Consider the following 21,575-nt stretch of genomic DNA (forward strand, 5'->3'; position numbering starts at 1 on the left):
GGAAGGTCGACCGCCTAGCGGCCTCGACGCGCTCGTCGGCGGAGGAGTGGTCCGTTGGATCGGCTTCGGTACTAGGCGTCTCCGCCGATCCTGGCTCGACCGCCGAGGACGGCGACTCCCGTCGAGACTCCGGCGACTGCGACCATCGCGACGATGCCCAGTGCCCGGAGCACGAACGCCTTGTGCTCCGAATCCTTGAGTGCTTCGTCGTCGATCGCTTCTTTGAACAGCCGAAGGACCGAGTAGCGGTCCGCCGCGCTCAGGGTGTCACGATCCAGCTCGCGGTTCAGGACGGCGCGGTACTCGGCGAAGGCCCTGTGAACCTTCTTCTGACTCTTCCAGTTGGCTCGAACGGCTGAACTCGCCTGATCTCGCACTTCACTGAACGAGTCGAGGACGAGATTCTTGAAATCCGGGAACTGCTCGACGACCTTCAGGGCGAGCTCCTCGCTCATGTTCGGCAACTCGGATGCGAACGCGATGAAGTTCTCTTTCGACAGATTCCTCCAGGAGACGATACCGATCCTCTGCTTGAGATCGTCCTCGTTCGAGTAGTCCATGCTGATCCCTCTTCCCTCCACGGCGACGGCCGATCATCGCCTCAGAGTATCGAGGAGGAGCCGTCGGTCCACGTGCTCTCCGGGCGGGAGAGCGCGCGGGCCGGTCGTGCAGGTCCTGACGATCGGGCGCCCGAAGCTGTGGGCCGCCCGCCTCCGTGCGTCCTCCGTGTCCCCCATCCGGGCCGCGCCGGGCGGGAGCCGTTCTCCTCCGGTCCGTCGGGGGATCCGCAGCGACGTACGCTCGCCCCTCGTGCTCTCGCAGCACGCGAGGCACTCGAGCGACGGACGACCAGGGGACGGGACGACATGGGGACCACAGCACACAGGGCACGGCGGAGAGCGGCAGGGGTCGGCGCGGGGGCGATCGCGCTCCTGGCGGGGCTCCTGGCGGCACCGCCGGCGCAGGCGTCCGGGACGCAGACGCTGCTCGCGCTCGGCGACTCGATCACGCGCGCGGCGACGACCTGCGGGGTGAACCGCGACTGCGTCGAGAACTCCTGGGCGACGGGATCGGCGCCCGCGGTCGACTCGATCGCGAGCCGGATGGCGGCGGCGGATCCGCGGACGGCGGTCCGCGCGGTGAACTACGCGAAGTCGGGCGCGGTCATCAGCGGAGTCGAGTCGCGGATCGACGCCGCGGTCGCGGCCGGGGAGGAGCCGGACGTGGTCACGCTGCTGATCGGCGGCAACGACCTCTGCTCGCTGAGCCTCTCGCCCGACTCCCGCGACGGCTACGCGATGACGCCCGCGGCCTCCTTCGCCGCGTCGGCGACCCGGATCCTGCGCTCGATCGGCGAGGAGTGGCCGGAGGCGACGGTGCTCGTCGGCTCGGTCCCGGACATCGAGTCGGAGTGGGAGGCCGTGAAGCCGACGCCGGGCGCCGCGATCTGGGCCTGGGGCGGGGTCTGCCGGACCCAGCGCGGAGTCGACGCCACGACCGGAGCCCCGCTGACCGGCTCGGCCTACACCGCCTCGCTCGCGGCGGCGGAGGACCGGGAGTCCGACTTCAACGAGGCACTCGAATCGGCCTGCGCATCCGCCGCGAACGACTGCGTCTGGGACGGCGGCGCCCTCACGGCGGCTCCGATCTCGCTCGACCAGCTCTCGACGGACGTCGACTACTTCCACCCGAACGTCGCCGGCCAGGCGATGATCGCGGAGGAGCTGTGGACGGCCTGGGGCCTCGGCGACGAACCGGCTCCGACCCCGACCCCGACTCCCACGTCGGCGCCCACCGCGGCTCCTGCTCCGGCACCCACGGGCTCGCCCGCGCCGTCGCGCGACACGACGGCTCCGAAGACCGTCATCACCGCGCCGACGAGCGGATCGACGGTGCGCGGCTCGGTCACCCTGGTCGCCACCGCCAAGGACGACGTCGGCACGACAAAGCTGAGCTTCTGGAGCGGAGCCACGCGGCTGGGCGACGCGACGAGGGCGTCGGACGGCACGTGGCGCCTGACCGTCTCGGCCTCCTCCTACCCGGCCGGGCGGTACGCGATCGTCGCGCACGCCTACGACGCCGCAGGAAACCTCGGGCGGAGCGCGTCGATCACCCTCAAGCGCTGAGCGGCTGAGGGGGCCGCCACCGGCCCCCTCAGCCCCGCGCGACGAGCAGCACGTCGGGACGATCCCAGTTCTCGACGGTCTGCAGCACCCAGAAGACCCCGAAGAGGGCGAGCGCGACGGCCTCGCCGAGCAGGAGCCACTGCTCGCCGAGTAGCTCCGCTCCCCGCCCCGTGAGCAGCAGGAGCACCAGCGCCGCATCGACCGCGGCGATCAGCACCGCGAGAACGGCGTAGCAGCGGGAGTAGAAGCGCGGCGTCCCCGGCCCGCTCGCTCCCTCCTCGCGCACCGCGACGGCGTGCAGACCGGCGGTGACGGCGATGAGGAGGAAGAAGACGCCGGCGGCGGCGTAGTGGCCGAGCCGCAGGAACGACGGGAGCGTGCTCCAGGCCGCCAGGAAGATCAGGAGGGCGGCGGCGATCGCGGTGCGGACCAGTGCCCAGCGGTCGAGGACCCGGTCGAGGGCGAGCAGGATCACGGAGGCGACGAGGACGGCCGCGGCCGTGACCAGGTAGGCGGGCAGGGAGGCGGCGACCTCACCCGCGGCCGTCGCGGGAAGGCACGACGCCCCTCCCGCCGGGCACACCGCTCCCTGGAGGCGCTGCAGCTCCTCCGAGGCGAGGGGCACCGGCACGATCGCGATGACCGGCGCCGTCATGCCCGCCAGCAGCAGGAGGAAGCGCCGCACGCTCCTCCCGGCGAGGACGACCAGCGCGACGCCGACCGCGAAGAGCGCCCCGGTGAAGAGGGAGCGGACCGGGGTGTAGTACGAGGCGCTGATCGAGCGCAGCGGGCCTCCGACGACGAGCTGGTGGACGAGGCCGGCCGTGAGGAGCACCACGGCCGCCACCAGGGAGAGGCGGACGTAGCGGTAGGTGCGGAGGGAGGAGACGGCGCCGCCCCCGCCCAGCGCGTCGCCGCGGGCCACCCGGCTACTCCGCGCGCAGGCCGGAGGAGGCGAGGGCGAAGTCGACGTCGATGCGGATGGCGACGCGGAGGGGGTTCGGGCGCGGGGTGCGGTAGCGCTGGGAGTAGAGCTCGACGGCGTGCTGCACGGCGTCCGGCTCCTCCTCGATCGTCGCCGGACCGCCCAGGCTCAGCCACCGGATGCCGTCGACCTGCCCGACCGTCGCGGTGCCGCCCCGCCGGACGTTGAGCACCTTCTGGCTCTCGCGGGAGGTGATGACGCGGACGACGCCGTCCTCGTAGGTGAAGCCCACGGCGACCACATGCAGGCGGCCCTGGCGGCCGGGGGTGGAGAGGGTGGCCAGGTGGCGCTCGGTGACGAAGGCGAGGCCGTCGGCGCTCAGGATGCTCATCCCGCGAGCGTAGCCGGAGGCGCCGACGCGCTCCTGGGGGCGGACCGCCGGTCAGCCCTCGAGGATCAGCGCCTCGCCCTGGCCGCCTCCGCCGCAGAGCGCGGCGACGCCGAGCCCGCCGCCCCGGCGCCGGAGGGCCAGCGCCAGGTGCAGGGCCAGCCGTGCTCCGGAGGCGCCCACAGGGTGGCCGAGCGCGATCGCCCCGCCGTCGGGGTTGACCGCCTCGGGCTCGACGCCGAGATCGTCCGCCGACTGGAGGACGACGGAGGCGAACGCCTCGTTGATCTCGATCAGGTCCAGGTCGGACACCGCTGCACCGCGGCGGCCGAGCGCCCGGAGGATCGCCGCCGACGGCTGTGAATGCAGGGAGTTGTCCGGTCCGGCGACCTGCCCGTGCTCGGCGACGGTCGCGAGCCAGGGCAGTCCGCGCTCGCGGGCCCAGCCGCGGGACACGACGACCAGCGCGGCGGCGCCGTCCGTGATCGGGGACGAGCTGCCCGCCGTGATCGTGCCCTCGGGCGAGAACGCGGGGGCCAGCCGGGCGAGCGTCTCGACCGTGCTGTCCTCCCGGATCCCGTCGTCGGCGGACACGACGAGGTCCGGTCCGCGCCGCTGCGGAACCGCGAACGGCACGATCTCCTCGGCGAGCACGCCGGTGGACCGTGCCGCGGCGGCCCGCTGGTGCGAGAGCGCGGCGAAGGCGTCCTGGCGCTCGCGGCGGATGCCCCGTGCGGCGTTGCCGTCGTCGGTCACCCTCCCCATCAGGCGGCGGTCGAACGGATCGAGCAGGCCGTCGTGGAGGAGTGCGTCCTCGAGCGGACGCGGACCGACACCCAGGCCCGAGCGGGATCCGAGCAGGAGGTGCGGCGCGTTGGTCATCGACTCCTGCCCTCCGGCGACGACCACCTGCGCCTCGCCGAGCCGGATCATCCGCGCCGCGTCGATCACCGCGGTGAGACCCGACAGGCAGAGCTTGTTGATCGTGACCGCCGGGACGTCCCAGCCCAGGCCCGCGAGGACCGCGGCCTGCCGGGCGGGGCCCTGACCGGCTCCGGCCTGGATCACCTGGCCGAGCACGACCGCGTCGACGTCGGCCGCGGAGGCGCCCGAGCGCTCGAGAGCCCCTCGGATGGCAGCGGCGCCGAGCTCGACGCCCGAGAGCGGCGCGAAGGCTCCGGAGAAGCGGGCGAACGGGGTGCGGGCGCCCCCCAGGATCACGGGGGTGGTGTCGTCAGTGGACACGGGGACTCCTTCTCGACGGTGAGAGCGGGGGAAGCGGTGGGGAGACGGATGCCGGGAGCCGGCCCGGCTCAGGGAACGAGAAGGATCTTCCCGCGGACGTGGCCGTCCTCGCTGAGCCGGTGCGCCTCTGCGGCCTGCTCGAGCTGGAGGCGCGGACCTGTCGCGACCGCGAAGCGCCCCTCGCTCGCCAGCCGGGCGGCCAGCGGCACCCCCTCGCGGCGGAGGCGCTGCTCCTCCTCGGTCAGCGGCACGGGACTGCCGCCGCTCCAGGCCCGGATGCCCAGCTCGGCCGCCCGAGGACCGGCGACCACCGTTCCGACGTGCTGCGGATCCTCCACCAGCGCGAGCGAGGCGGCGAGCGCCTCGTCCGTCCCGGCCGCGTCGAGCACGCGGTCGACGCCCTCGGGCGCCGTGGCACGCAGCCGCTCGAGCAGTCCGGGCCCGTAGGCGACCGGCACCGCTCCGAGCGAGCGCAGCGCCTCGTGATTCGCCGGGCTCGCCGTGGCGATCACCCGGGCTCCGCGGTCGACGGCGAACTGGATCGCCGCCCGGCCGACCGCTCCGGCGCCCGCGTGGACGACGAACGTCGATCCCTCCGCGACGCCGAGCGAGACCACCGCCTGGTAGGCCGTGGAGACCGGGATGCCGAGCGCGGCCGCCTCCTCGAAGCCGAGTCCGTCGGGGAGCGGATCGAGGGAGTCGGGGGAGACCGCGACGGCGGTCGCGTAGGTGCCGGTGGCGCCGCTGACGATGACCCGGTCGCCGACGCTCCAACCGGTCACTCCCGGACCGACGGCGGAGACCACGCCGGAGCCGTCCGACCCGAGCCTCCGCGGACCGTCGAACGGCGGGCTCGGGCGCAGGCCGGAGCGCACCTTCCACTCGATCGGGTTCACACCGGCCGCGCGGACGGCGACCACCACGATTCCGGGCCCCGCCTCGGGCTCCGGCGCCTCGACGGTCTCGAGCACCTCGGGCCCGCCGATCCGCTCGTACTGCACGATCCTCGCCATGTCGTCCTCCTCCTCGCGGGCCACCGCCCGCTCCGGTCGCCTCAGTCCAGCAGACTCTCGCGCACCTGGCGGCGCAGCACCTTGCCGATCAGCGAGGTCGGCAGCTCGTCCACCGGGACGATCCGCCTGGGCACCTTGTAGGGCGTCAGGTGCAGCCGGCAGAAGTCGCGCAGCGCCTCCGGATCCACGGCCGTCCCGGCCCGCAGGACCACGGCCGCCGCGACGCTCTCGCCGCCGTCCTCGCGGGGGAGCCCGACGACGGCCGCGCGCGTCACGTCCGGGTGCGACTCCAGCACTCCCTCGACCTCGGAGGGGGAGACGTTGAAGCCGCCGGTGATGATGAGCTCCTTGGCCCGGTCGACGATCGTCACGAAGCCGTCGGCCGAGACGGTCGCGATGTCACCCGTGCGCAGCCAGCCGCCGGGGAGGAGGGCCTCGGCCGTCTCCTCCGGCCGCTTCCAGTACCCCTGGAACACCTGCGGCCCCCGGAGCAGGAGCTCGCCGGACTCGCCCGGGCCGCGGTCGACCGACGGATCGGCGGGGTCGACGAGGCGGATCGTCGTGCTGGGGAACGGCACGCCCACCGTGCCGGGCCGGCGGGTCGGGCCGACCGGGTTCCCGAGGGCGACAGGCGAGCTCTCGGTCATGCCGTAGCCCTCGACCAGGAGTCCCCGGCTCGCGCGCTCCCACCGGTCCACCGTCGCGACCGGCAGGCTCATCGCTCCCGAGATCGCGAAGCGGATGCCGCGCAGGTCGAGCTCGTGGCGCTCGGAGGCGCGGGCCAGCGCGTCGTACACGGGCGGCACCGCGGGGAGGAAGGTGGGCGGCGACGACTTCGCGGCCGCCTTCACGAGGCCGACGTCGAAGGCCGGGAACAGCACGACCTTCGCGCCGATGCTGATCGCGAAGGTCAGGCACAGCGTCAGCCCGTAGGCGTGGAACAGGGGGAGCACCGCGTAGAACGTCTCGTCGCCCTCGCGCAGGCCCGGCACCCAGGCGCGGCCCTGCAGGGCGTTCGCACGGAGGTTCGCGTGCGAGAGGATCGCGCCCTTGGGCGTCCCGGTGGTGCCGCTCGTGTACTGCAGCAGGGCCGTGTCGCCGAGGACCGGGCGGGGGTGCGAGCGCGCGATGCGGCGGTTCTTCAGCAGCGACGCGAAGGGCACCAGGGAGCGGCTGCGGGGGGTCGCGGTGAGCTTCTCGCGTGACCGGCGCACCGACGGCAGGGGGAGCCGCAGCGCCAGGCGCTTGCCGAGCGGGAAGGAGCGGGTGAGGTCGACGGAGACGACGCGCTCGATGCCCAGGTCGGCGGGCATGGTCGCGACGACGTCGGCGATCTTGTCCCAGACGACCGCGAACCGGGCGCCGTGGTCCTCGAACTGCCGCCGCAGCTCGCGCGGCGTGTAGAGCGGGTTGTGCTCGACCACGATCGCTCCGAGGCGGAGAGCGGCGTAGAACGCCACCACGTGCTCCGGGCAGTTCGGGAGCACCAGCGCGACGCGGTCGCCGGCGCGCACGCCCAGGCGCCGCAGGCCCTCCGCCGCGCGCGCGACCTGCTCGCCGAGCTCGGCGTAGCTGGTCTCGGCGCCGAAGAACTCGAGGGCGGTGCCGCGGCGGTACCGCGCGACCGAGTCCTCGAGCAGGTCGACGAGGGTCTGGGTGGGAGGGTCGATCTCGGCGGGCACGCCCTCCGCGTAGGAGGTCAGCCACGGCTTCGTCGCCAGGTTCGAGGATCCGGAGGTCACGGGCCGAGTATCGGGCACCCGCCTCCGCACTTCCTCCGAGGCGCGCGGAGGGGGTGCCGCACCGGGCGCGGGAGCGGCAGGCTGGCGGCATGAGCGCAGCCATCGACCTCCTCCGCGACGCCTTCGGCCGGGTGCACGAGAACGTGCACGCCGTCCTCGACGACAGCACCCCCGATCAGCTCGCGTTCCGCGCGGACGCCCGCTCGAACTCGCCCGCCTGGCTCGTCTGGCATCTCGTCCGGGTGCAGGACGACCACCTCGCCCCGCTCGCAGGCCACGCGCAGGTGTGGACGGCCGACGGCTTCCACGGCCGGTCCGGCCTGCCCTTCGGGCCCGACGAGACCGGCTACGGGCAGGAGCCGGCCGAGGTGGCGGCGCTCGCCGCGGTGCCGGCCGCGCTGCTCGCGGAGTACGCCGACGCCGTGCACCGGCAGACGCTCGCCCTCCTCGACACGCTCGGCGACGAGGACCTCGCGCGCGTCGTCGACGAGCAGTGGGATCCGCCGGTGACCCTCGGGGTGCGGCTGGTCTCGGTGATCGACGACGACACGCAGCACGTCGGCCAGGCCGCGTACGCGAAGGGTCTCGCCGAGCGCTCGGCGCGCTGAGCCCGGCCTCTACGCTGGCGGGATGCGCGCGCTCCGGACCCTGCCCGCAAGCGCGGTCCTCGCCCTCGCCACCGCGCTGACCCTCGTCGGCTCCTGGATCCCCTCCTACTGGAACGACGAGGCCGCGACCCTCCGCCTGGCGCGGCTCCCGGTGGGGGAGCTCCTCGCCTTCGTGCAGGAGAAGGACGCGGTGCACCTGGTCTACGGCCTGATGATGCACGGCTGGATCGCGATCGCCGGGGAGTCGGAGCTCGCGGTGCGGGCGCCGTCCGCTCTCGCCACGGGAGCGGCGGCGGCGGGCGTCGTCGTCCTGCTGCGATCGTTCGACCGGCCCCGGGCGGCACTCCTCGCCGCCGCGGTGCTTGTGCTGCTCCCGCGGTCCTCGTTCTCGGGGACCGAGGCGCGGTCCTCCGCTCTGGCCACCGCGCTCGTGGTGGGAGCGGCGGTCCTCGTCGTGCGGGCGGCCCGCTCCGGAGGCGCCCTGCGCTGGACCGCGTTCGCGGCCGTCGCAGGTCTGGCGGACGCGGTGTTCCTCTACTCCGTGCTGGTGCTGCCGGCTCTCGTCGCTCTCGCCGCGGCCGCGGCGCCCCGGGGTGCCGTGCGGGCTCTCCCGGCGAGCGCCCTCTCGGCACTGGGCGCCGTGCCGGTGCTGCTCCTCGCCGCAGGGCAGAGCGGCCAGGTCGGCTGGCTCCGCTTGCAGCCCGTGACCGCGTTCACCGTCCTGGTCGAGCCGTTCTTCGGATCCGCGTGGTGGCTGGCCGGGATCGCCGTCGCGCTCCTCGCGGTCGCCGCGGTGCGGGGCGGCCTGCGCGGGCCGCTCCTGCCGGCCCTCGTCCTCTGGATCGTGCTGCCGACGGCGGTGCTGGTGCTCGGGACCCTCCTCGTCGAGCCGATGTTCACTCCGCGCTACCTCGCGTCGAGCACGCCCGCTCTCGCGGTCCTCCTCGGCCTCGCGCTCGACTCGTTCAGGGCCCGGACGGGCGTCGCCCTCCTCGCCCTGATCGCGGTGGCCGCCCTGCCGGTCCTGGTGCAGATGCGCACGGTCACCGGGAAGCCGGCCGGGCAGGATCTCCGCGGTCTGGCGGCCGCCGTCGAGGAGCGGGCCCGTCCGGGCGACGCCGTCCTCCTCGGCTCCTCCGGGACGGTCTCGCTCCGGCCCCGGCTGGCGCTCGCCGCCTACCCGGAGGCGTTCGCGGGCGTGGACGACGTCGCCCTCGCCGCTCCGTACGGGACGACGGGGACGTACTCCGACGTGCTCCTGGAGGGCGAGGCCCTGCTCGCCGCGCTCGCCGGGGAGGACCGGGTCTGGCAGGCGCTGCCGGAGGGCGAGGCGGACGCGGTGCTCGCTGAGGCGGGTTTCGTCGCGCGCGAGCGGATCCGGGTGCCGACGACCGTGCTGACGCTGTGGGAGCGTCCGGAGGGCCGCTGATCCGGAGCGCTCGGGGCGTCGCAGCCCCGGAGTGGAGAGACGCCGGAGTGCCCGGAGCCCCGCCGACGGGGAGCCGCTACCCTTGTCCCCGGCGCCGTCGCAGAGCGGTGGCGTCCGCGGAGCGAGGACCGCGCCACCGAGAGGACCCGAACGTGACGTTGCCCGAGACCACCACCACCGCCATCGCGAAGCGGAAGGGGCGCGACGTCGCCCCTGAGATCGCGCGCTCCTGGCTGCTGGTGAACGCCACCCGCACCGAGACGTTCGACGCCGCGCACGCGTCCCGCGCCGACCAGATCGTCCTCGACATCGAGGACGCGGTCGACCCCAAGGCGAAGCCCGACGCGCGGACCGACGTCGCGGAGTGGCTGACCGGCGAGAAGCGCGCCTGGGTCCGCATCAACGACCACTCCACCCCGTTCTGGTCCGACGACGTCGACGCGCTGAAGGGCCTGCCCGGCCTCGCCGGCGTCATGCTCGCCAAGACCGAGGCCGCTGAGCACGTCACCGAGACCTTCGATCGCCTCGGCGGCTCCACCCCGGTGCTCGCCCTGGTCGAGTCCGCCCTCGGCATCGAGGAGGCGGTCTCGATCGCCCGCGCCCGCGGCACCTTCCGCCTCGCGTTCGGCAGCGGCGACTACCGCCGCGACACCGGCACCAGCGCCGACGACCTCGCGATGGCCTACCCGCGCTCGCGCCTGGTCGTCGCCTCGCGCATCGGCGACCTGCCCGGCCCGATCGACGGCCCGACCGTCTCGAACAGCCACCCCGTGCTGCGCGAGCAGTCCGCGCTCACGGTCTCGCTCGGCCTCACCGGGAAGCTCTGCCTCGACACCGAGCAGCTCGCCGTGATCAACGAGGTCATCAGCCCGACGCCGTCCGACGTCGCCTGGGCCCGCGACTTCCTCGACGACTTCGAGGCCCGCGGCCGCGTCATCCGCGACGGCAGCGACCTGCCCCGGCTGGGCCGCGCCAAGAAGATCGACAAGCTGGCCACGGCGTTCGGCGTCAACCCGCTGTGATCCGTCGCGGGGAGCGCGCCTCCGCGGCACACTGAGGGAGCTGCGGAGACCCTCCCGCGCAGGACGGAGACTCCGATGGGCGCGGTCAGCACCTTCCTCTGGTTCGACGACGGCGCGGGGGAGGCGGCGCGCTTCTACACGGAGCTGGTGCCGAACTCGCGGATCACCGGAAGCCAGGTGCTGCCGGAGGGCTCCCCGTCGCCCGGCGAGGTGCTGTCGGTGACGTTCGAGCTCGACGGGCAGCGGTTCCAGGCGATCAACGCCGGGCCGCGGTTCCCGTTCACCGAGGCCGTCTCGATCGTCGTGACCGTCGGCGACCAGTCCGAGCTCGACCGGCTGTGGGACGCCCTGATCGCGGACGGCGGCGAGGAGAGCCGGTGCGGCTGGCTCCGCGACCGCTGGGGGCTGTCCTGGCAGATCGTGCCGGAGGTCCTTCCGCGTCTGCTCGGAGGCGCCGACCCCGAGGCGTCCGCGCGCGCTCTGCAGGCGATGCTCGCGATGAGCCGCCTCGACATCGCGGAGCTGGAGCGGGCCCATGCCGGCGCGTGACTCCGCCCGCCCGCGCCGCTCGACCTCGCTGCGGCGCGCGTACCTCCGCGACTACCGCTACGCCTACGGCTCGCGCTTCGTGCACCTGCGGGAGGGCTGGGACGTGTCGCGGTACGCGTCCGGCGACGGCGCTCCGGTGCTGCTCATCCCCGGCATCTACGAGACGTGGCAGTTCCTCCGGCCCATCGCCGAGAGGCTGCACACGGCGGGCCATCCGATCCACGTGCTGCCCGCGCTCGGCTACAACACGCGGCCGATCGTCGCGTCGGCCGGACTCGGCCAGGACTACCTGCGCGAGCACGATCTGCGCGGAGTCGTCGTCGTCGCGCACAGCAAGGGCGGCCTGATCGGCAAGCACATGATGGTCGTCGACGACCGCGAGGACGGGCGGATCGAGCGGATGATCGCCGTCTCGACCCCGTTCAACGGCTCGTCGCTCGCACGGATCGCCCCGGCGCGGGCGCTCCGGGAGTTCGCACCCCACCGCCCGCTGATCCGCACCCTGCTGGCTGAGCGCGAGGCCGACGCGCGCATCACGTCGATCTACGGGATGCGCGACCAGTACATCCCGGGAGGGAGCCGCCTCGCCGGGGCGCGCGAGAACATCGCGGTCTCGGTGGTCGGCCACTTCGCGCTGCTCTCGAGCCCGAAGGTGCTCGACCTCATCGCGGCCCGGGTCTGAGGCCGGACGGGATCCGCTGGGCTCGCCGCCCACGTGAGGCGCCTGCCGTGCGGCGCGACCGCGACCGGAGGACGGCCGCCTCAGCGACGGGCCGAGCCGCCCGCCGCGCTCAGGACCAGGGAGTGAGCAGCACGAGCGGGATCTGCCGCTCGGTCTTCGTCTGGTACTCGGCGTAGTCCGGCCACGCGGCGACCGCGCGCTCCCACCAGGCCGCGCGCAGATCGCCCTCGAGCACGCTCGCGGCGTAGTCCTTCTTCACGGGCCCGTCCTGCAGCTCGACGTGCGGCTCCTTGAGCATGTTGCCGTACCAGACGGGGTGCTCGGGCGCGCCGCCCTTGGACGCGACGACCACGTACTCGCCCTCGTGCTCGACGCGCATCAGCGCGGTCTTGCGGAGCTTCCCGCTCTTCGAGCCGACGGTGGTCAGGACGATGATGGGGCGGCCGCGGAGGAGGTTCCCCTCGGCTCCGCCGGTCCGCTCGTAGAGCTCCGCCTGCTCGCGGGCCCACTCGGACGTGCTGGGTTCGTACTCTCCGGTCAGCGGCATGCCTCCGATCGTACGGCCGCGGCGGCCCCGGTGGCCGACCCGCGTGCAGGAGGATGGAGCGGTGTTCTCCGCAGACCCGTTCGACCGAGCCCGTATCGCCCTCCTGCGCGACGATCTGATCCGCGCCCGCTACGGCGTGGATGCCGTGCGGGGGCTCTGGGGCGACGAAGCGGCCGAGGCGCTGCACCGCGGCGACCGGGTCCCCGCCCGCCGCGCTCTCGAGCGCAGCGGCGACCACGACGCGCTGGCCACCCTCGCCCGCCTGTTCCTCCTGGCCGATCCCGTCCCGGCCGACGACGCGGACGAGGCGTTCGGCGCTCTCGCGCTGGAGGGGGCGGTGGAGCTCGGCCTGGTGCGCGTCGAGGCCGGAGCCGTCGTCACCGCGGCCCTCGACCTGCGCCCCTACGACGTGGTCGACCAGCGCGGCGCGGCCTCCTGGTGGATCGCCTCCGACCTCGGGGAGCTCGCCCTCGGCCGCGCGCTCGACGAGGACCACGTGCTCGGCGTCGGCGGCGCGAGCCTCACGCTGACCGGCCTGATGATCCAGCGGCCCGTCGGCCGCGTGCTCGACCTGGGGACCGGCTGCGGGATCCAGGCGCTGCACGCCTCCCGCCACGCCGAGCAGGTGGTCGCCACCGACATCTCGGAGCGCGCGCTCGCGCTCGCCTCCTTCACCGCGGCGCTCAACGGGATCGAGAACATCGAGTTCCGCCTCGGCAGCCTCTACGAGCCGGTCGCGGGGGAGCGCTTCGACCACATCGTCACGAACCCGCCGTTCGTCATCACGCCGCGAGCCGAGGGCGTCCCCTCTTACGAGTACCGCGACGGCGGGCTGGAGGGCGACGAGATCGTGCGCCGCGTGATCCTCGGAGCAGCCGAGCACCTGGTGCCCGGCGGTGTCGCCCAGCTCCTGGGGAACTGGGAGTACCGGGAGGGCGCGGACGCCTTCGACCGGATCGCAGACTGGCTCGCCGACGCCCGCAGCCCGCTGGAGCAGGCGCTCGAGGCGGGGCCCGAGGGGCTCGACGCCTGGATGGGCGGGACCGCCTCTCCTCTGGACGTCTGGGTCGTGGAGCGCGAGCGTCAGGATCCGGCGGTCTACGCCGAGACCTGGATCCGGGACGGCGGTACGACCCGCGGCCCCGCGTTCGACGCGCTGGTCGACGCCTGGCTGACCGACTTCGAGCGGCGCGGGGTGACCGGCGTCGGCTTCGGCTACGTCACCCTCCGCCTGCCCGAGCAGCCCCGCCCGCCGATCCGCCGCCTCGAGCGGATCACCACGCCGGTCGCGACCGCGGGCCTGGGCGGCCACCTCACCGCCTGCCTCGACGCGGCCGAGGCCCTCGCGTCGATCGACGATCGCGCTCTGGCGGGTCTCGCCCTGGTCGTCGCCGGAGACGTCACGGAGGAGCGGCACTACTGGCCGGGCAACGACGATCCGACGGTGCTGCGGCTGCGCCAGGGCGGCGGGTTCGCCCGGGTCGAGGAGGTCGACACGGTGCTCGCCGCCGTGGTCGGCGCCTGCGACGGCGAGCTCTCGGTGGCGGCGATCGCGGCGGCGGTCGCCTCGCTCCTCCAGGCCGAGGAGGAGGCGGTGTCCGACTCGGTGCTGCCGCGGGTGCGCGAGCTGGTGGCGACGGGGCTGCTGCGGCTGCCCCAGGGGGAACGCGGCTAGAAGAGGGTGGCGGAGTCCTCGACGGGGGGCGCAGCGGCCGCGGCGGGCGCGGCGGCGGCCGTCGGCCATCCGGGTCCGGCGTCGACGGGCTGCCGGCGCTGGTAGGCGGTCGCGGCGCTCCGGGCGCGGACGTCGGCGGCCTCGTTCATCCGGTGGTTGGCGTGCCCCTTCACCCACTCGAAGGTGACGGCCCGGCCCTGCAGCTCCTCGTCGAGCGCCTTGATGATCTCGACGTTCATCACCGGCTTGCCGTCGGCCTTGCGCCAGCCCTTCCGCTTCCAGCCCGGCAGCCACTCGGTGCAGGCCTTGATGGCGTACTGGCTGTCGCAGAGGATGTGCAGCGGCTCCTCCTCCTGCGCGGTCGCGCGCAGCAGCTCGAGCACCGCGGTGAGCTCGCCGATGTTGTTCGTGCCGTGCGACCAGCCGCCCGCGGCCCAGCGCTCGTCGTCGACGTACCAGGCCCAGCCGGCGGGGCCGGGGTTGCCCAGTGCGGACCCGTCTGCGGCGGCGATGATGCTCACGTGCGTCTCTCCTCGTGCTCTCGGTGCTCGCGCCGGTGCGGCGCCCTCCGAGGGTAGTCGGCGGGCGGGGCGGTCCGCGGCGCGCGGCGCGGAGTCAGGCGGAGGAGGAGCGGCGCGCGATCGTCACGCGCGTCGAGTACGGCATCGCGACGGTCCCGCTCCCGCCCGACTCCTCGTCCACCACGGCGTCGACCGCCGCGAGGACCGCGGCGCGCTCCTCGTCGGGCATCGCGATGATGTAGCTGCGGGACGCGAACATGTCCCGCACCCCGGCTCGGTCCAGCTCGAAGGACCACTCGAAGGCCGCGAACGCCACCCGCTCGAGAGCGGAGCCGAGCGGCGGCCGGAGCGTCTCGAAGCGCTCGGCGGAGGAGGCTCCGGCGACCTCGCCGAGCCGGCGCACCCAGGGGACCGACTCGTCGCGGATGTTCCACACCAGCGCGAGCACGCCCTCCGGCACCAGGACGCGGGCGACTTCGGCTCCCGCGCGCTCGGCGTCGACCCAGTGCCACGACTGCGCGGCGGTGACGAGCTCCGTGGAGGCGTCCGCGGCGGGGATCGCCTCGGCCGTCCCCTCCTCGGGGCGGACCCCCGGCAGATTCGAGGCGAGCCGCGCGAGCATCTCCGCGTCGGGCTCGACCGCGGTCACGGCGAGGCCGCGGGACGCGAGCGACGCGGTGAACTTGCCCGTTCCCGCGCCGAGGTCCACGGCGCGCAGCCGATCGGAGGCGTCGGCTCCCGCCGCGCGGGCCCGCTCCGGGACGAAGGCGCCCGCCACCCGCGCGGGGGCGTGCCCCACGATCCAGTCGACGGCGTCGTCGGGGTAGCCGGGCCGCCCGCGGTCGTAGGCGTCGACCGCGCTGCCGAAGGAGCGTCCGAGGCCGCTCATCGCTTCTCCGCCGCTCGCGCGAGCACGTCCACCGCGTAGCCGTAGCCGGCGATCCCCGCGCCGACGATCACGGCGATCGCGACGTCCGAGAGGTAGGAGTGCTGCCGGAACGGCTCGCGCCGGTGCACGTTGCTCACGTGGACCTCGACCATCGGCAGCTCGGTCGCGAGGACGGCGTCGCGGATCGCGATCGACGTGTGCGTGTACGCCCCGGCGTTGAGCACCACTCCCGAGACGGAGCCGCGAGCCGCGTGCAGCCGGTCGACGATCGCGCCCTCCGAGCTGCTCTGGAAGGTCTCGACCGTGAAGCCGTGCCGCTCGGCCGCCTCCGCCGCCAGCGCCTCGGCGTCGACGAGGGTGTCCGAGCCGTAGAGCTCGGGCTCGCGGGTGCCGAGCAGGTTCAGGTTCGGGCCGTTGAGGACGAGGATCGGCAGCTTCACGCTCCGACCCTAGCGCCGGCCGTCCCCGCGAGCGGGAGCGGCGGCAGCGCCGCGCGCAGGAGGATCAGCTCGCGCGCATGGGCGTCCAGACGCCGGTCCTCCTCGGTCCGCGGCTCGAGAGGCGGGACCGGCTCGGCCGCCCCGTCGGAGCCCCGCACCACGAAGACGCTCCGGCACTGCGTGGTCAGCTCCAGCTCGCCGGTCCGCGGGTCCCCGGAGCGCACGTGCACCGCCAGGTGCATGCTCCGGGCGCTCGTGTGGATGAGGCGCGCCTCCACCTCGACGAGGTGCCCGATGCGCACCGGACGGTAGAAGTGGATCCCGCCGGAGTAGACGGCCACCGCGTCGCGGCCGGTCCAGCGCTGCGCGACCGCGTCGGCCGCCTCGTCGATCCAGCGCATCACGATCCCGCCGTGGGCGTTGCCGCCCCAGTTGACGTCGCCCGGCGCCGCGAGGAAGCGGAACACGATCCGCGGACCGGTGCCCTCCTCGGTGTACTCCTGGGCGCGCATCACGTCGTGCAGCCGTCGGCGGCCCTCGATGCGCGCGGCGGCGCCCTCGGCGAGGGACAGGTCCTCGATCGAGCGGGGCCGCCACTCCGGGACCGACCGCGGCCTCTTCTCGTCGTCGACGGCCACGAACACGAGGAGGCAGTGCGTGGCGTCCTCGTAGAGGCCGGTCCGCGGATCCGCCTGCGCGACCTGCACCAGCACGTGCATGCTCGTGCGCCCGGTGTGGATGACCCGGGCGGTCGCCTCGATCAGGTTGCCGACCGAGATGGGCCGGGTGAAGTGGACGTTGCCGACGTACGCCGTCACGCAGTAGCCGCCGCTCCAGCCCACGGCGCAGGCGTAGCCGGCCTTGTCGATCCACTCGAGGACGCGGCCGGCCTGGGCGCTGCGGCCGTCGGCGGTGGCGTCCTGCGGGGCGGCGAGGAAGCGGAGCGTGATGCGGTCGGTCATGGTGCCCGTCGTCGTGGGAGCGGAAGGGGGGAGTGGACCCGCGGGGGTGCGAGGAAAGGGGGATGATCCGCCCGCGGGCCACAGGGGTGTCCGGCAGGAGCCGGCTCGGTCAGGGGGATCAGGCCGCCAGTGGCAGCTTCTCGGCGAGGAGCCGGAGCCGCAGGGCCTGGAGCTCGGCGGTCAGCTCGGGCGGCAGCCGGTCGCCGAACCGCGTGAAGAACTCCTCCGTGAGCGCGCACTCCTCCAGCCACGCCTCGACAGGGACGGAGAACAGCTCCTCCTTCTGGGCCGCGGAGAGCCGGAGCCCGTGCGTGTCGATCGCGACCGGCAGGTCGCCGAGGGGGCTCCGCCGCGCCTCCGCCAGCCCCTCCAGGCGGCGGACGAGCCACTGCAGCACCCGTGCGTTCTCGCCGAAGCCCGGCCAGAGGAACTCGCCGTCCGTGTCCTTCCGGAACCAGTTGACCTGGAAGACCGCCGGCGCCGCATCGCCGAGCTCAGCGCCGATCGCGAGCCAGTGCGCGAAGTAGTCGGCCATGTTGTAGCCGCAGAAGGGGAGCATCGCGAACGGATCGCGGCGCAGCTCCCCGACCGTGCCCTCCGCGGCCGCGGTCTTCTCGGAGGCGACGGTCGCACCCAGGAAGACGCCGTGCTGCCACGAGGTGGCCTGCGTGACCAGCGGGACGTTGCTCGCCCGTCGGCCACCGAAGACGATCGCGTCCAGCGGCACGCCCTCGTGGGCGTCCCAGTCGGCGGAGAGCGACGGGCACTGCGCGGCCGGCGCGGTGAAGCGGGAGTTGGGGTGCGCGGCGGGCGTGCCGGACGCCGGCGTCCACGGCTGCCCGCGCCAGTCGGTCAGCCGCTCCGGGACCTCGTCGGTCAGGCCCTCCCACCACACGTCGCCGTCCTCGCGGAGCGCGACGTTGGTGAAGATCGTGTTGCCCCAGAGCGTCTGCACGGCGTTCGGGTTCGAGCTCTCCCCGGTGCCGGGAGCGACGCCGAAGAAGCCCGTCTCGGGGTTCATCGCCCAGAGGCGTCCGTCCTCCCCGCGGCGCATCCAGGTGATGTCGTCGCCCAGTGTCTCGACCCGCCAGCCGGGGATCGCGGGCTGCATCATCGCGAGGTTGGTCTTGCCGCACGCGCTCGGGAAGGCGGCGGCGACGTGGTAGCGCCGTCCCTCGGGCGAGACGATGCGGATCAGCAGCATGTGCTCGGCGAGCCAGCCCTCCTCGCGCCCCATCGCCGAGGCGATGCGCAGGGCGAAGCACTTCTTCGCCAGCAGGGCGTTGCCGCCGTAGCCGGAGCCGTACGAGACGATCTCGCGCGTCTCCGGGAACTGGGTGATGTACTTCACGGGGCTGCACGGCCAGGCGACGTCCTCGCGGGTGACGCCGTCCGCGTCGCGGAGGGGCAGCCCCACGGTGTGCACGCCGCGGACGAACGGGGTCTCCTCGGTGAAGGCGGCGAGCGGCTCGGAGCCCACGCGCGCCATGATCCGCAGGTTCAGCACCGCGTAGGCCGAGTCGGTGACCTGGACGCCCAGCTGCGAGAGCGGACCGCCGACGGGCCCCATCGAGAACGGGACGACGTACATCGTCCGTCCGCGCATCGCTCCGTCGAGGAGGGGAGCGAGCTCGGCCCTCATCGCGGCGGGCTCGCGCCAGTTGTTGGTCGGTCCCGCGTCGGCCTCGTCGGTCGTGCAGATGAAGGTGCGGTCCTCGACCCGGGCGACGTCGTCCGGGTCGGTGCGGGCCAGGAACGAGCCGGGCCGCCACTCCGGATTGAGCGGGAGGAGCGTGCCGGAGGCGACGAGCCGCTCGGTCAGGCGGTACCACTCCGCGGGGGAGCCGTCGCTCCACTCGATCGCGTCGGGCTTGAGGATCGCGGCGGTCTCGCGCACCCAGCGGCGGAGGGCGAGGGGCGCCGGCGGCACGACGGGCGCGGGGACGGACGTCGGCGCGGTCATGGTGCTCGGCTCGAGTCGGACGGTGTTGCTGTAGATGCTCATGCTGGCTCCGCTTTCGGTGGTCGTCGTCGACGGGGGTGGGGAGTCGCCGGCCGCAGCCGGGAAGAGGCCGGCCGGGCCGGGAGGGGCGCTCAGTGGCGCCTGAAGCCAGGATGGAGGAGGATCGGGAGGTATTCCCGGCGCTCAGGCGGTCAAGAAACCACTTTTTTGCGCTTCCGTCACAACCGATCGCTGGAGCTCGCCGTGACCGATCCCTCGACGCCCGCCCCGGGCTCCGACGCCGTGCTGCTCGGGCAGCGCCTGCGCCACTTCCGCACCCGGCGCGGACTGACCCTCGGGCAGCTCGCCGAGCGCGTCGACGTGTCGGGGAGCCAGCTCTCGCTGATCGAGACGGGGCGCCGCGAGCCGCGCCTCTCCCTCCTGCAGCGCCTCGCGGCCGCGCTCGGCGTCGAGCTGGCGGCGCTGCTCTCGGACGAGCCGCCGAGCGAGCGGGCCGCGCTCGAGATCGAGCTGGCGCGCGTGCAGACGGGGTCGCTGTACCGCTCGCTCGGCCTGCCCGAGTTCAAGGTCAACAAGGGGCTGAGCACGCCCGTGCTGGAGGCGTTCCTCGGCGTCTACCGCGAGCTCGCCCGTCGCCGGAGCGAGGCGAGTGCCACACCGGAGGAGGCGCGCCGGGCCAACACCGCCCAGCGGCTCCAGCTGCGCGAGCGCAGCTCCTACCTGCCCGAGATCGAGGAGGTGGCGGGCGAGATGCTCCGGACCGTCGGGCACCGCGGAGGAGCACTGACCCACAGCTCCGTCTCGAAGATGGCCCGGCACCTCGGCTTCGAGATCATCCACGTCGGCGACCTGCCGCACTCCGCCCGCTCGGTGATCGACCTCGCGAACGGCAGGATCTACCTCCCGCCCGCCTCGATCCCCGGGGGGCACGGCCTGCGGGCGCTGGCGCTGCAGGCGATGGCGCACCGCCTCCTCGGGCACGAGCGGCCGGTGACCTACGCCGACTTCCTCCGCCAGCGCCTCGAGATCAACTACTTCGCCGCCGCGTGCCTGATGCCGCTGGAGCCGGCGGTCGCGTTCCTCCAGGAGGCGAAGCGCGAGCGGGACATCTCGGTGGAGGACTTCCGCGACGGCTTCGGCGTCACCCACGAGGCCGCCGCCCTGCGCTTCACGAACCTGCTCACCTCGCACCTCGACATCCGGATGCACTTCCTGCGGGTGCTGGGAGACGGCTCGATCCAGAAGGCCTACGAGAACGACGGGCTGCCGCTGCCGACCGACGTCACCGGGGCCGTCGAGGGCCAGGTGGTCTGCCGCTACTGGTCGGCGCGCTCCGCGTTCACCCGGACCAACCGGACGACGGAGTACTACCAGTACGTCGACACTCCGGCGGGCACCTTCTGGTCGGCGTCGCAGACCGGCACGACCGCCACCGAGGAGTTCTCGATCACCGTGGGCGTCCCGTTCGCCGAGGCCCGCTTCTTCCGAGGCCGCGACACCGACCGCCGCGAGCTCTCCCGCTGCCCCGACGAGTCCTGCTGCCGACGCGCCCCGTCGGAGCTCGCCGCGCGCTGGGACGGCAACGCCTGGCCGAGCGCGCGCCTGCACGCGCACGTGCTCGCGCCGCTGCCGTCGGGGACCTTCCCCGGCATCGACGACGCCGAGGTCTACGAGTTCCTCGACGCGCACGCTCGCGAGTCCTGACCGCTCCCGCGAGACGCCGCTCCGGTGCGCCTGGGTCGGCGTGCCGCGTACCCGAGCGCGTCCCGCGGAAGGGCGGGAGTCGTCAGTCCGAGATGAGGGCGCGGGCCGTTCCCTCGTCGAGGATGAGGTCGGTGATGAGGCCGGCCGCCAGGGCGCCGCGCAGGCCCGGCAGCTTCGAGGCGCCCGACACGACGCAGATCCGGCGCGACGCGCGGCGCACCGTGGAGAGGTCCGGACCGCTTGCACGTTCGTTCATGGGGATGTCGTCCCAGCTGCCGTCGGACCGGTAGAACACCGTCGCGACGTCGCCGACGACCCCGGAGCCGCTGAGCGAGGTGAAGTCGCTCGGCTCCAGGTAGCCGCCGATGTAGACCTTCGAGGGGACCGCCGCGAACGGCGACCCGAGCCCGAACAGCGCCACGTCCATCCGCTGCTGCAGCTCCAGGACCCGTCGGGTGGAGCGCTCGCGCCACACCGCCTGCTTGGTGGTCGGGTCGTCGAAGAACGCCGGCACCGGGAACTGCTGGACCTTCGCCGCGTAGGCGTCACCGAAGCGGCGGAGGATCTCGCTCGAGTAGTTGATGCCCGTGGTCTCGGTGTTGCCGGCGCCGTTCAGCTGCACGATCTGCGTGTTGTGCGTCTCCTTGGCAATCAGGTGGCGGCTGATCGCGCTCATCGTGGAGCCCCAGGCGATGCCGACGATCATGTTCGAGTCGATGAACTGCCCGAGGATCCTCGCTGCGGACAGGGCGACCCGCTCGAGCCGGTCGATCTCGCTGGTGTGGTCCGGCACCGGCACGATGTGCGCCGTGATGTCGAAGTGGGACCGCACCTCGGCCGAGAGGGCGCTCGCCCGGTCGAGGGGGGAGCGGATCTGGATGTCGACCAGGCCGGTCGCGCGGGCGTGCGAGAGCAGGCGCGAGACGGAGGAGCGCGACGTGTGCAGCTCGTGCGCGATCGCGTCCATCGTCAGATCCTGCATGTAGTACAGCTGGGCCGCACGCAGCGCGTCCCGCGTCTTGTCGGGATGGGTCGCGTGGGTCGTCTCGTCGAGTTCGACGACCGGTCTCACCGGGGTCATAGCGCTCCCTGCACGGATTTCCACCCGTCTTGACCGGATGTGTTGTCGGGTCAAGGATGGCTGT

21 protein-coding genes are annotated in these 21,575 nt (G+C 73.8%); 8 read left to right on the forward strand and 13 right to left on the reverse strand.

Annotated features, from left to right (window positions below):
• Nucleotides 1-71 precede the first annotated feature (71 nt).
• Nucleotides 72-560, reverse strand: a complete 489-nt coding sequence (locus C5C30_RS02485) for a hypothetical protein (RefSeq protein WP_104261101.1) — start codon at nt 558-560, stop codon at nt 72-74.
• A gap of 306 nt (nt 561-866) precedes the next feature.
• On the opposite strand from C5C30_RS02485, the gene C5C30_RS02490 reads away from it, so the two are divergent.
• Nucleotides 867-2,126: a GDSL-type esterase/lipase family protein gene (locus C5C30_RS02490; protein WP_104333115.1), complete on the forward strand. Its 1,260-nt coding sequence runs from the start codon at nt 867-869 to the stop codon at nt 2,124-2,126.
• A 28-nt stretch (nt 2,127-2,154) separates the two neighbouring features.
• Here the strand turns inward: C5C30_RS02490 and C5C30_RS02495 are convergent, their stop codons facing one another.
• The 5 genes from C5C30_RS02495 to C5C30_RS02515 all read right to left on the reverse strand — a co-directional run bounded on the left by C5C30_RS02495 (nt 2,155) and on the right by C5C30_RS02515 (nt 7,439).
• Nucleotides 2,155-3,051: a hypothetical protein gene (locus tag C5C30_RS02495; RefSeq protein WP_104268389.1), complete on the reverse strand. Its 897-nt coding sequence runs from the start codon at nt 3,049-3,051 to the stop codon at nt 2,155-2,157.
• 4 nt (nt 3,052-3,055) lie between these two features.
• Nucleotides 3,056-3,442: a pyridoxamine 5'-phosphate oxidase family protein gene (locus tag C5C30_RS02500; RefSeq protein WP_104223212.1), complete on the reverse strand. Its 387-nt coding sequence runs from the start codon at nt 3,440-3,442 to the stop codon at nt 3,056-3,058.
• Between the two features lie 51 nt (nt 3,443-3,493).
• Nucleotides 3,494-4,684: an acetyl-CoA C-acyltransferase gene (locus tag C5C30_RS02505; RefSeq protein WP_104333116.1), complete on the reverse strand. Its 1,191-nt coding sequence runs from the start codon at nt 4,682-4,684 to the stop codon at nt 3,494-3,496.
• Nucleotides 4,685-4,752: 68 nt separating this feature from the next.
• Entirely contained in the window at nt 4,753-5,697 is a 945-nt protein-coding gene (locus C5C30_RS02510; RefSeq protein ID WP_104333128.1) for an NADP-dependent oxidoreductase, read from the reverse strand.
• Between the two features lie 41 nt (nt 5,698-5,738).
• Complete coding sequence (locus C5C30_RS02515; protein WP_104273091.1) at nt 5,739-7,439, reverse strand: long-chain-fatty-acid--CoA ligase; 1,701 nt, start codon at nt 7,437-7,439, stop codon at nt 5,739-5,741.
• Nucleotides 7,440-7,528: 89 nt separating this feature from the next.
• Between C5C30_RS02515 and C5C30_RS02520 the strand changes: the two genes are divergently transcribed.
• From C5C30_RS02520 to C5C30_RS02540, 5 genes are all read left to right on the forward strand, one after another.
• Nucleotides 7,529-8,047 carry a DinB family protein gene (locus C5C30_RS02520; protein WP_104333117.1) on the forward strand — a complete coding sequence of 173 codons (519 nt, stop codon included), beginning with the start codon at nt 7,529-7,531 and terminating at the stop codon, nt 8,045-8,047.
• Between the two features lie 22 nt (nt 8,048-8,069).
• Complete coding sequence (locus tag C5C30_RS02525) at nt 8,070-9,476, forward strand: glycosyltransferase family 39 protein (protein WP_104333118.1); 1,407 nt, start codon at nt 8,070-8,072, stop codon at nt 9,474-9,476.
• A gap of 158 nt (nt 9,477-9,634) precedes the next feature.
• Nucleotides 9,635-10,498 (forward strand): CoA ester lyase, encoded by an 864-nt coding sequence (locus tag C5C30_RS02530; protein ID WP_208543400.1) that lies wholly within the window; start codon nt 9,635-9,637, stop codon nt 10,496-10,498.
• Nucleotides 10,499-10,573: 75 nt separating this feature from the next.
• On the forward strand, nt 10,574-11,047 hold the full coding sequence (locus C5C30_RS02535; RefSeq protein WP_104263191.1) for a VOC family protein: 474 nt from the start codon (nt 10,574-10,576) through the stop codon (nt 11,045-11,047).
• Nucleotides 11,034-11,729 (forward strand): triacylglycerol lipase, encoded by a 696-nt coding sequence (locus C5C30_RS02540; protein WP_104333119.1) that lies wholly within the window; start codon nt 11,034-11,036, stop codon nt 11,727-11,729. The genes C5C30_RS02535 and C5C30_RS02540 overlap by 14 nt, the downstream gene beginning before the upstream one ends.
• Nucleotides 11,730-11,838: 109 nt before the next feature.
• Here C5C30_RS02540 and C5C30_RS02545 read toward each other — a convergent pair whose 3' ends face one another.
• Nucleotides 11,839-12,276: a nitroreductase family deazaflavin-dependent oxidoreductase gene (locus C5C30_RS02545; RefSeq protein WP_104223205.1), complete on the reverse strand. Its 438-nt coding sequence runs from the start codon at nt 12,274-12,276 to the stop codon at nt 11,839-11,841.
• Between C5C30_RS02545 and C5C30_RS02550 the strand changes: the two genes are divergently transcribed.
• A complete protein-coding gene (locus tag C5C30_RS02550) occupies nt 12,275-13,951 on the forward strand; it encodes a methyltransferase (RefSeq protein WP_104333120.1) in 1,677 nt (558 codons plus the stop codon). The two genes, C5C30_RS02545 and C5C30_RS02550, sit on opposite strands and share 2 nt — an antisense overlap.
• On the opposite strand, the gene C5C30_RS02555 is transcribed toward C5C30_RS02550, so the two are convergent.
• The 5 genes from C5C30_RS02555 to C5C30_RS02575 all read right to left on the reverse strand — a co-directional run bounded on the left by C5C30_RS02555 (nt 13,948) and on the right by C5C30_RS02575 (nt 18,726).
• The gene (locus C5C30_RS02555) at nt 13,948-14,472 is read right to left on the reverse strand and encodes a ribonuclease H (RefSeq protein ID WP_104223203.1); all 525 of its coding nucleotides are present in this window, start codon (nt 14,470-14,472) and stop codon (nt 13,948-13,950) included. The genes C5C30_RS02550 and C5C30_RS02555 overlap by 4 nt on opposite strands.
• A 94-nt stretch (nt 14,473-14,566) precedes the next feature.
• Nucleotides 14,567-15,361 carry a class I SAM-dependent methyltransferase gene (locus tag C5C30_RS02560; protein ID WP_104333121.1) on the reverse strand — a complete coding sequence of 265 codons (795 nt, stop codon included), beginning with the start codon at nt 15,359-15,361 and terminating at the stop codon, nt 14,567-14,569.
• Nucleotides 15,358-15,801, reverse strand: a complete 444-nt coding sequence (gene aroQ / locus C5C30_RS02565) for a type II 3-dehydroquinate dehydratase (RefSeq protein WP_104226430.1) — start codon at nt 15,799-15,801, stop codon at nt 15,358-15,360. Before aroQ ends, C5C30_RS02560 begins: the two co-directional genes overlap by 4 nt.
• Complete coding sequence (locus C5C30_RS02570) at nt 15,798-16,763, reverse strand: acyl-CoA thioesterase (protein ID WP_104226429.1); 966 nt, start codon at nt 16,761-16,763, stop codon at nt 15,798-15,800. The genes aroQ and C5C30_RS02570 overlap by 4 nt, the downstream gene beginning before the upstream one ends.
• Before the next feature lie 118 nt (nt 16,764-16,881).
• Nucleotides 16,882-18,726 carry a phosphoenolpyruvate carboxykinase (GTP) gene (locus C5C30_RS02575; protein ID WP_104333129.1) on the reverse strand — a complete coding sequence of 615 codons (1,845 nt, stop codon included), beginning with the start codon at nt 18,724-18,726 and terminating at the stop codon, nt 16,882-16,884.
• 243 nt (nt 18,727-18,969) lie between these two features.
• On the opposite strand from C5C30_RS02575, the gene C5C30_RS02580 reads away from it, so the two are divergent.
• Nucleotides 18,970-20,430: a helix-turn-helix domain-containing protein gene (locus C5C30_RS02580; protein ID WP_104333122.1), complete on the forward strand. Its 1,461-nt coding sequence runs from the start codon at nt 18,970-18,972 to the stop codon at nt 20,428-20,430.
• Nucleotides 20,431-20,512: 82 nt separating this feature from the next.
• Here the strand turns inward: C5C30_RS02580 and C5C30_RS02585 are convergent, their stop codons facing one another.
• Nucleotides 20,513-21,511, reverse strand: coding sequence for a sugar-binding transcriptional regulator (locus tag C5C30_RS02585; protein WP_104223198.1), 999 nt, complete (start codon nt 21,509-21,511; stop codon nt 20,513-20,515).
• Nucleotides 21,512-21,575 lie beyond the last annotated feature (64 nt).

The sequence above is a fragment of the Rathayibacter sp. AY2B5 genome (assembly GCF_002931645.1).
Taxonomy (GTDB): domain Bacteria; phylum Actinomycetota; class Actinomycetes; order Actinomycetales; family Microbacteriaceae; genus Rathayibacter.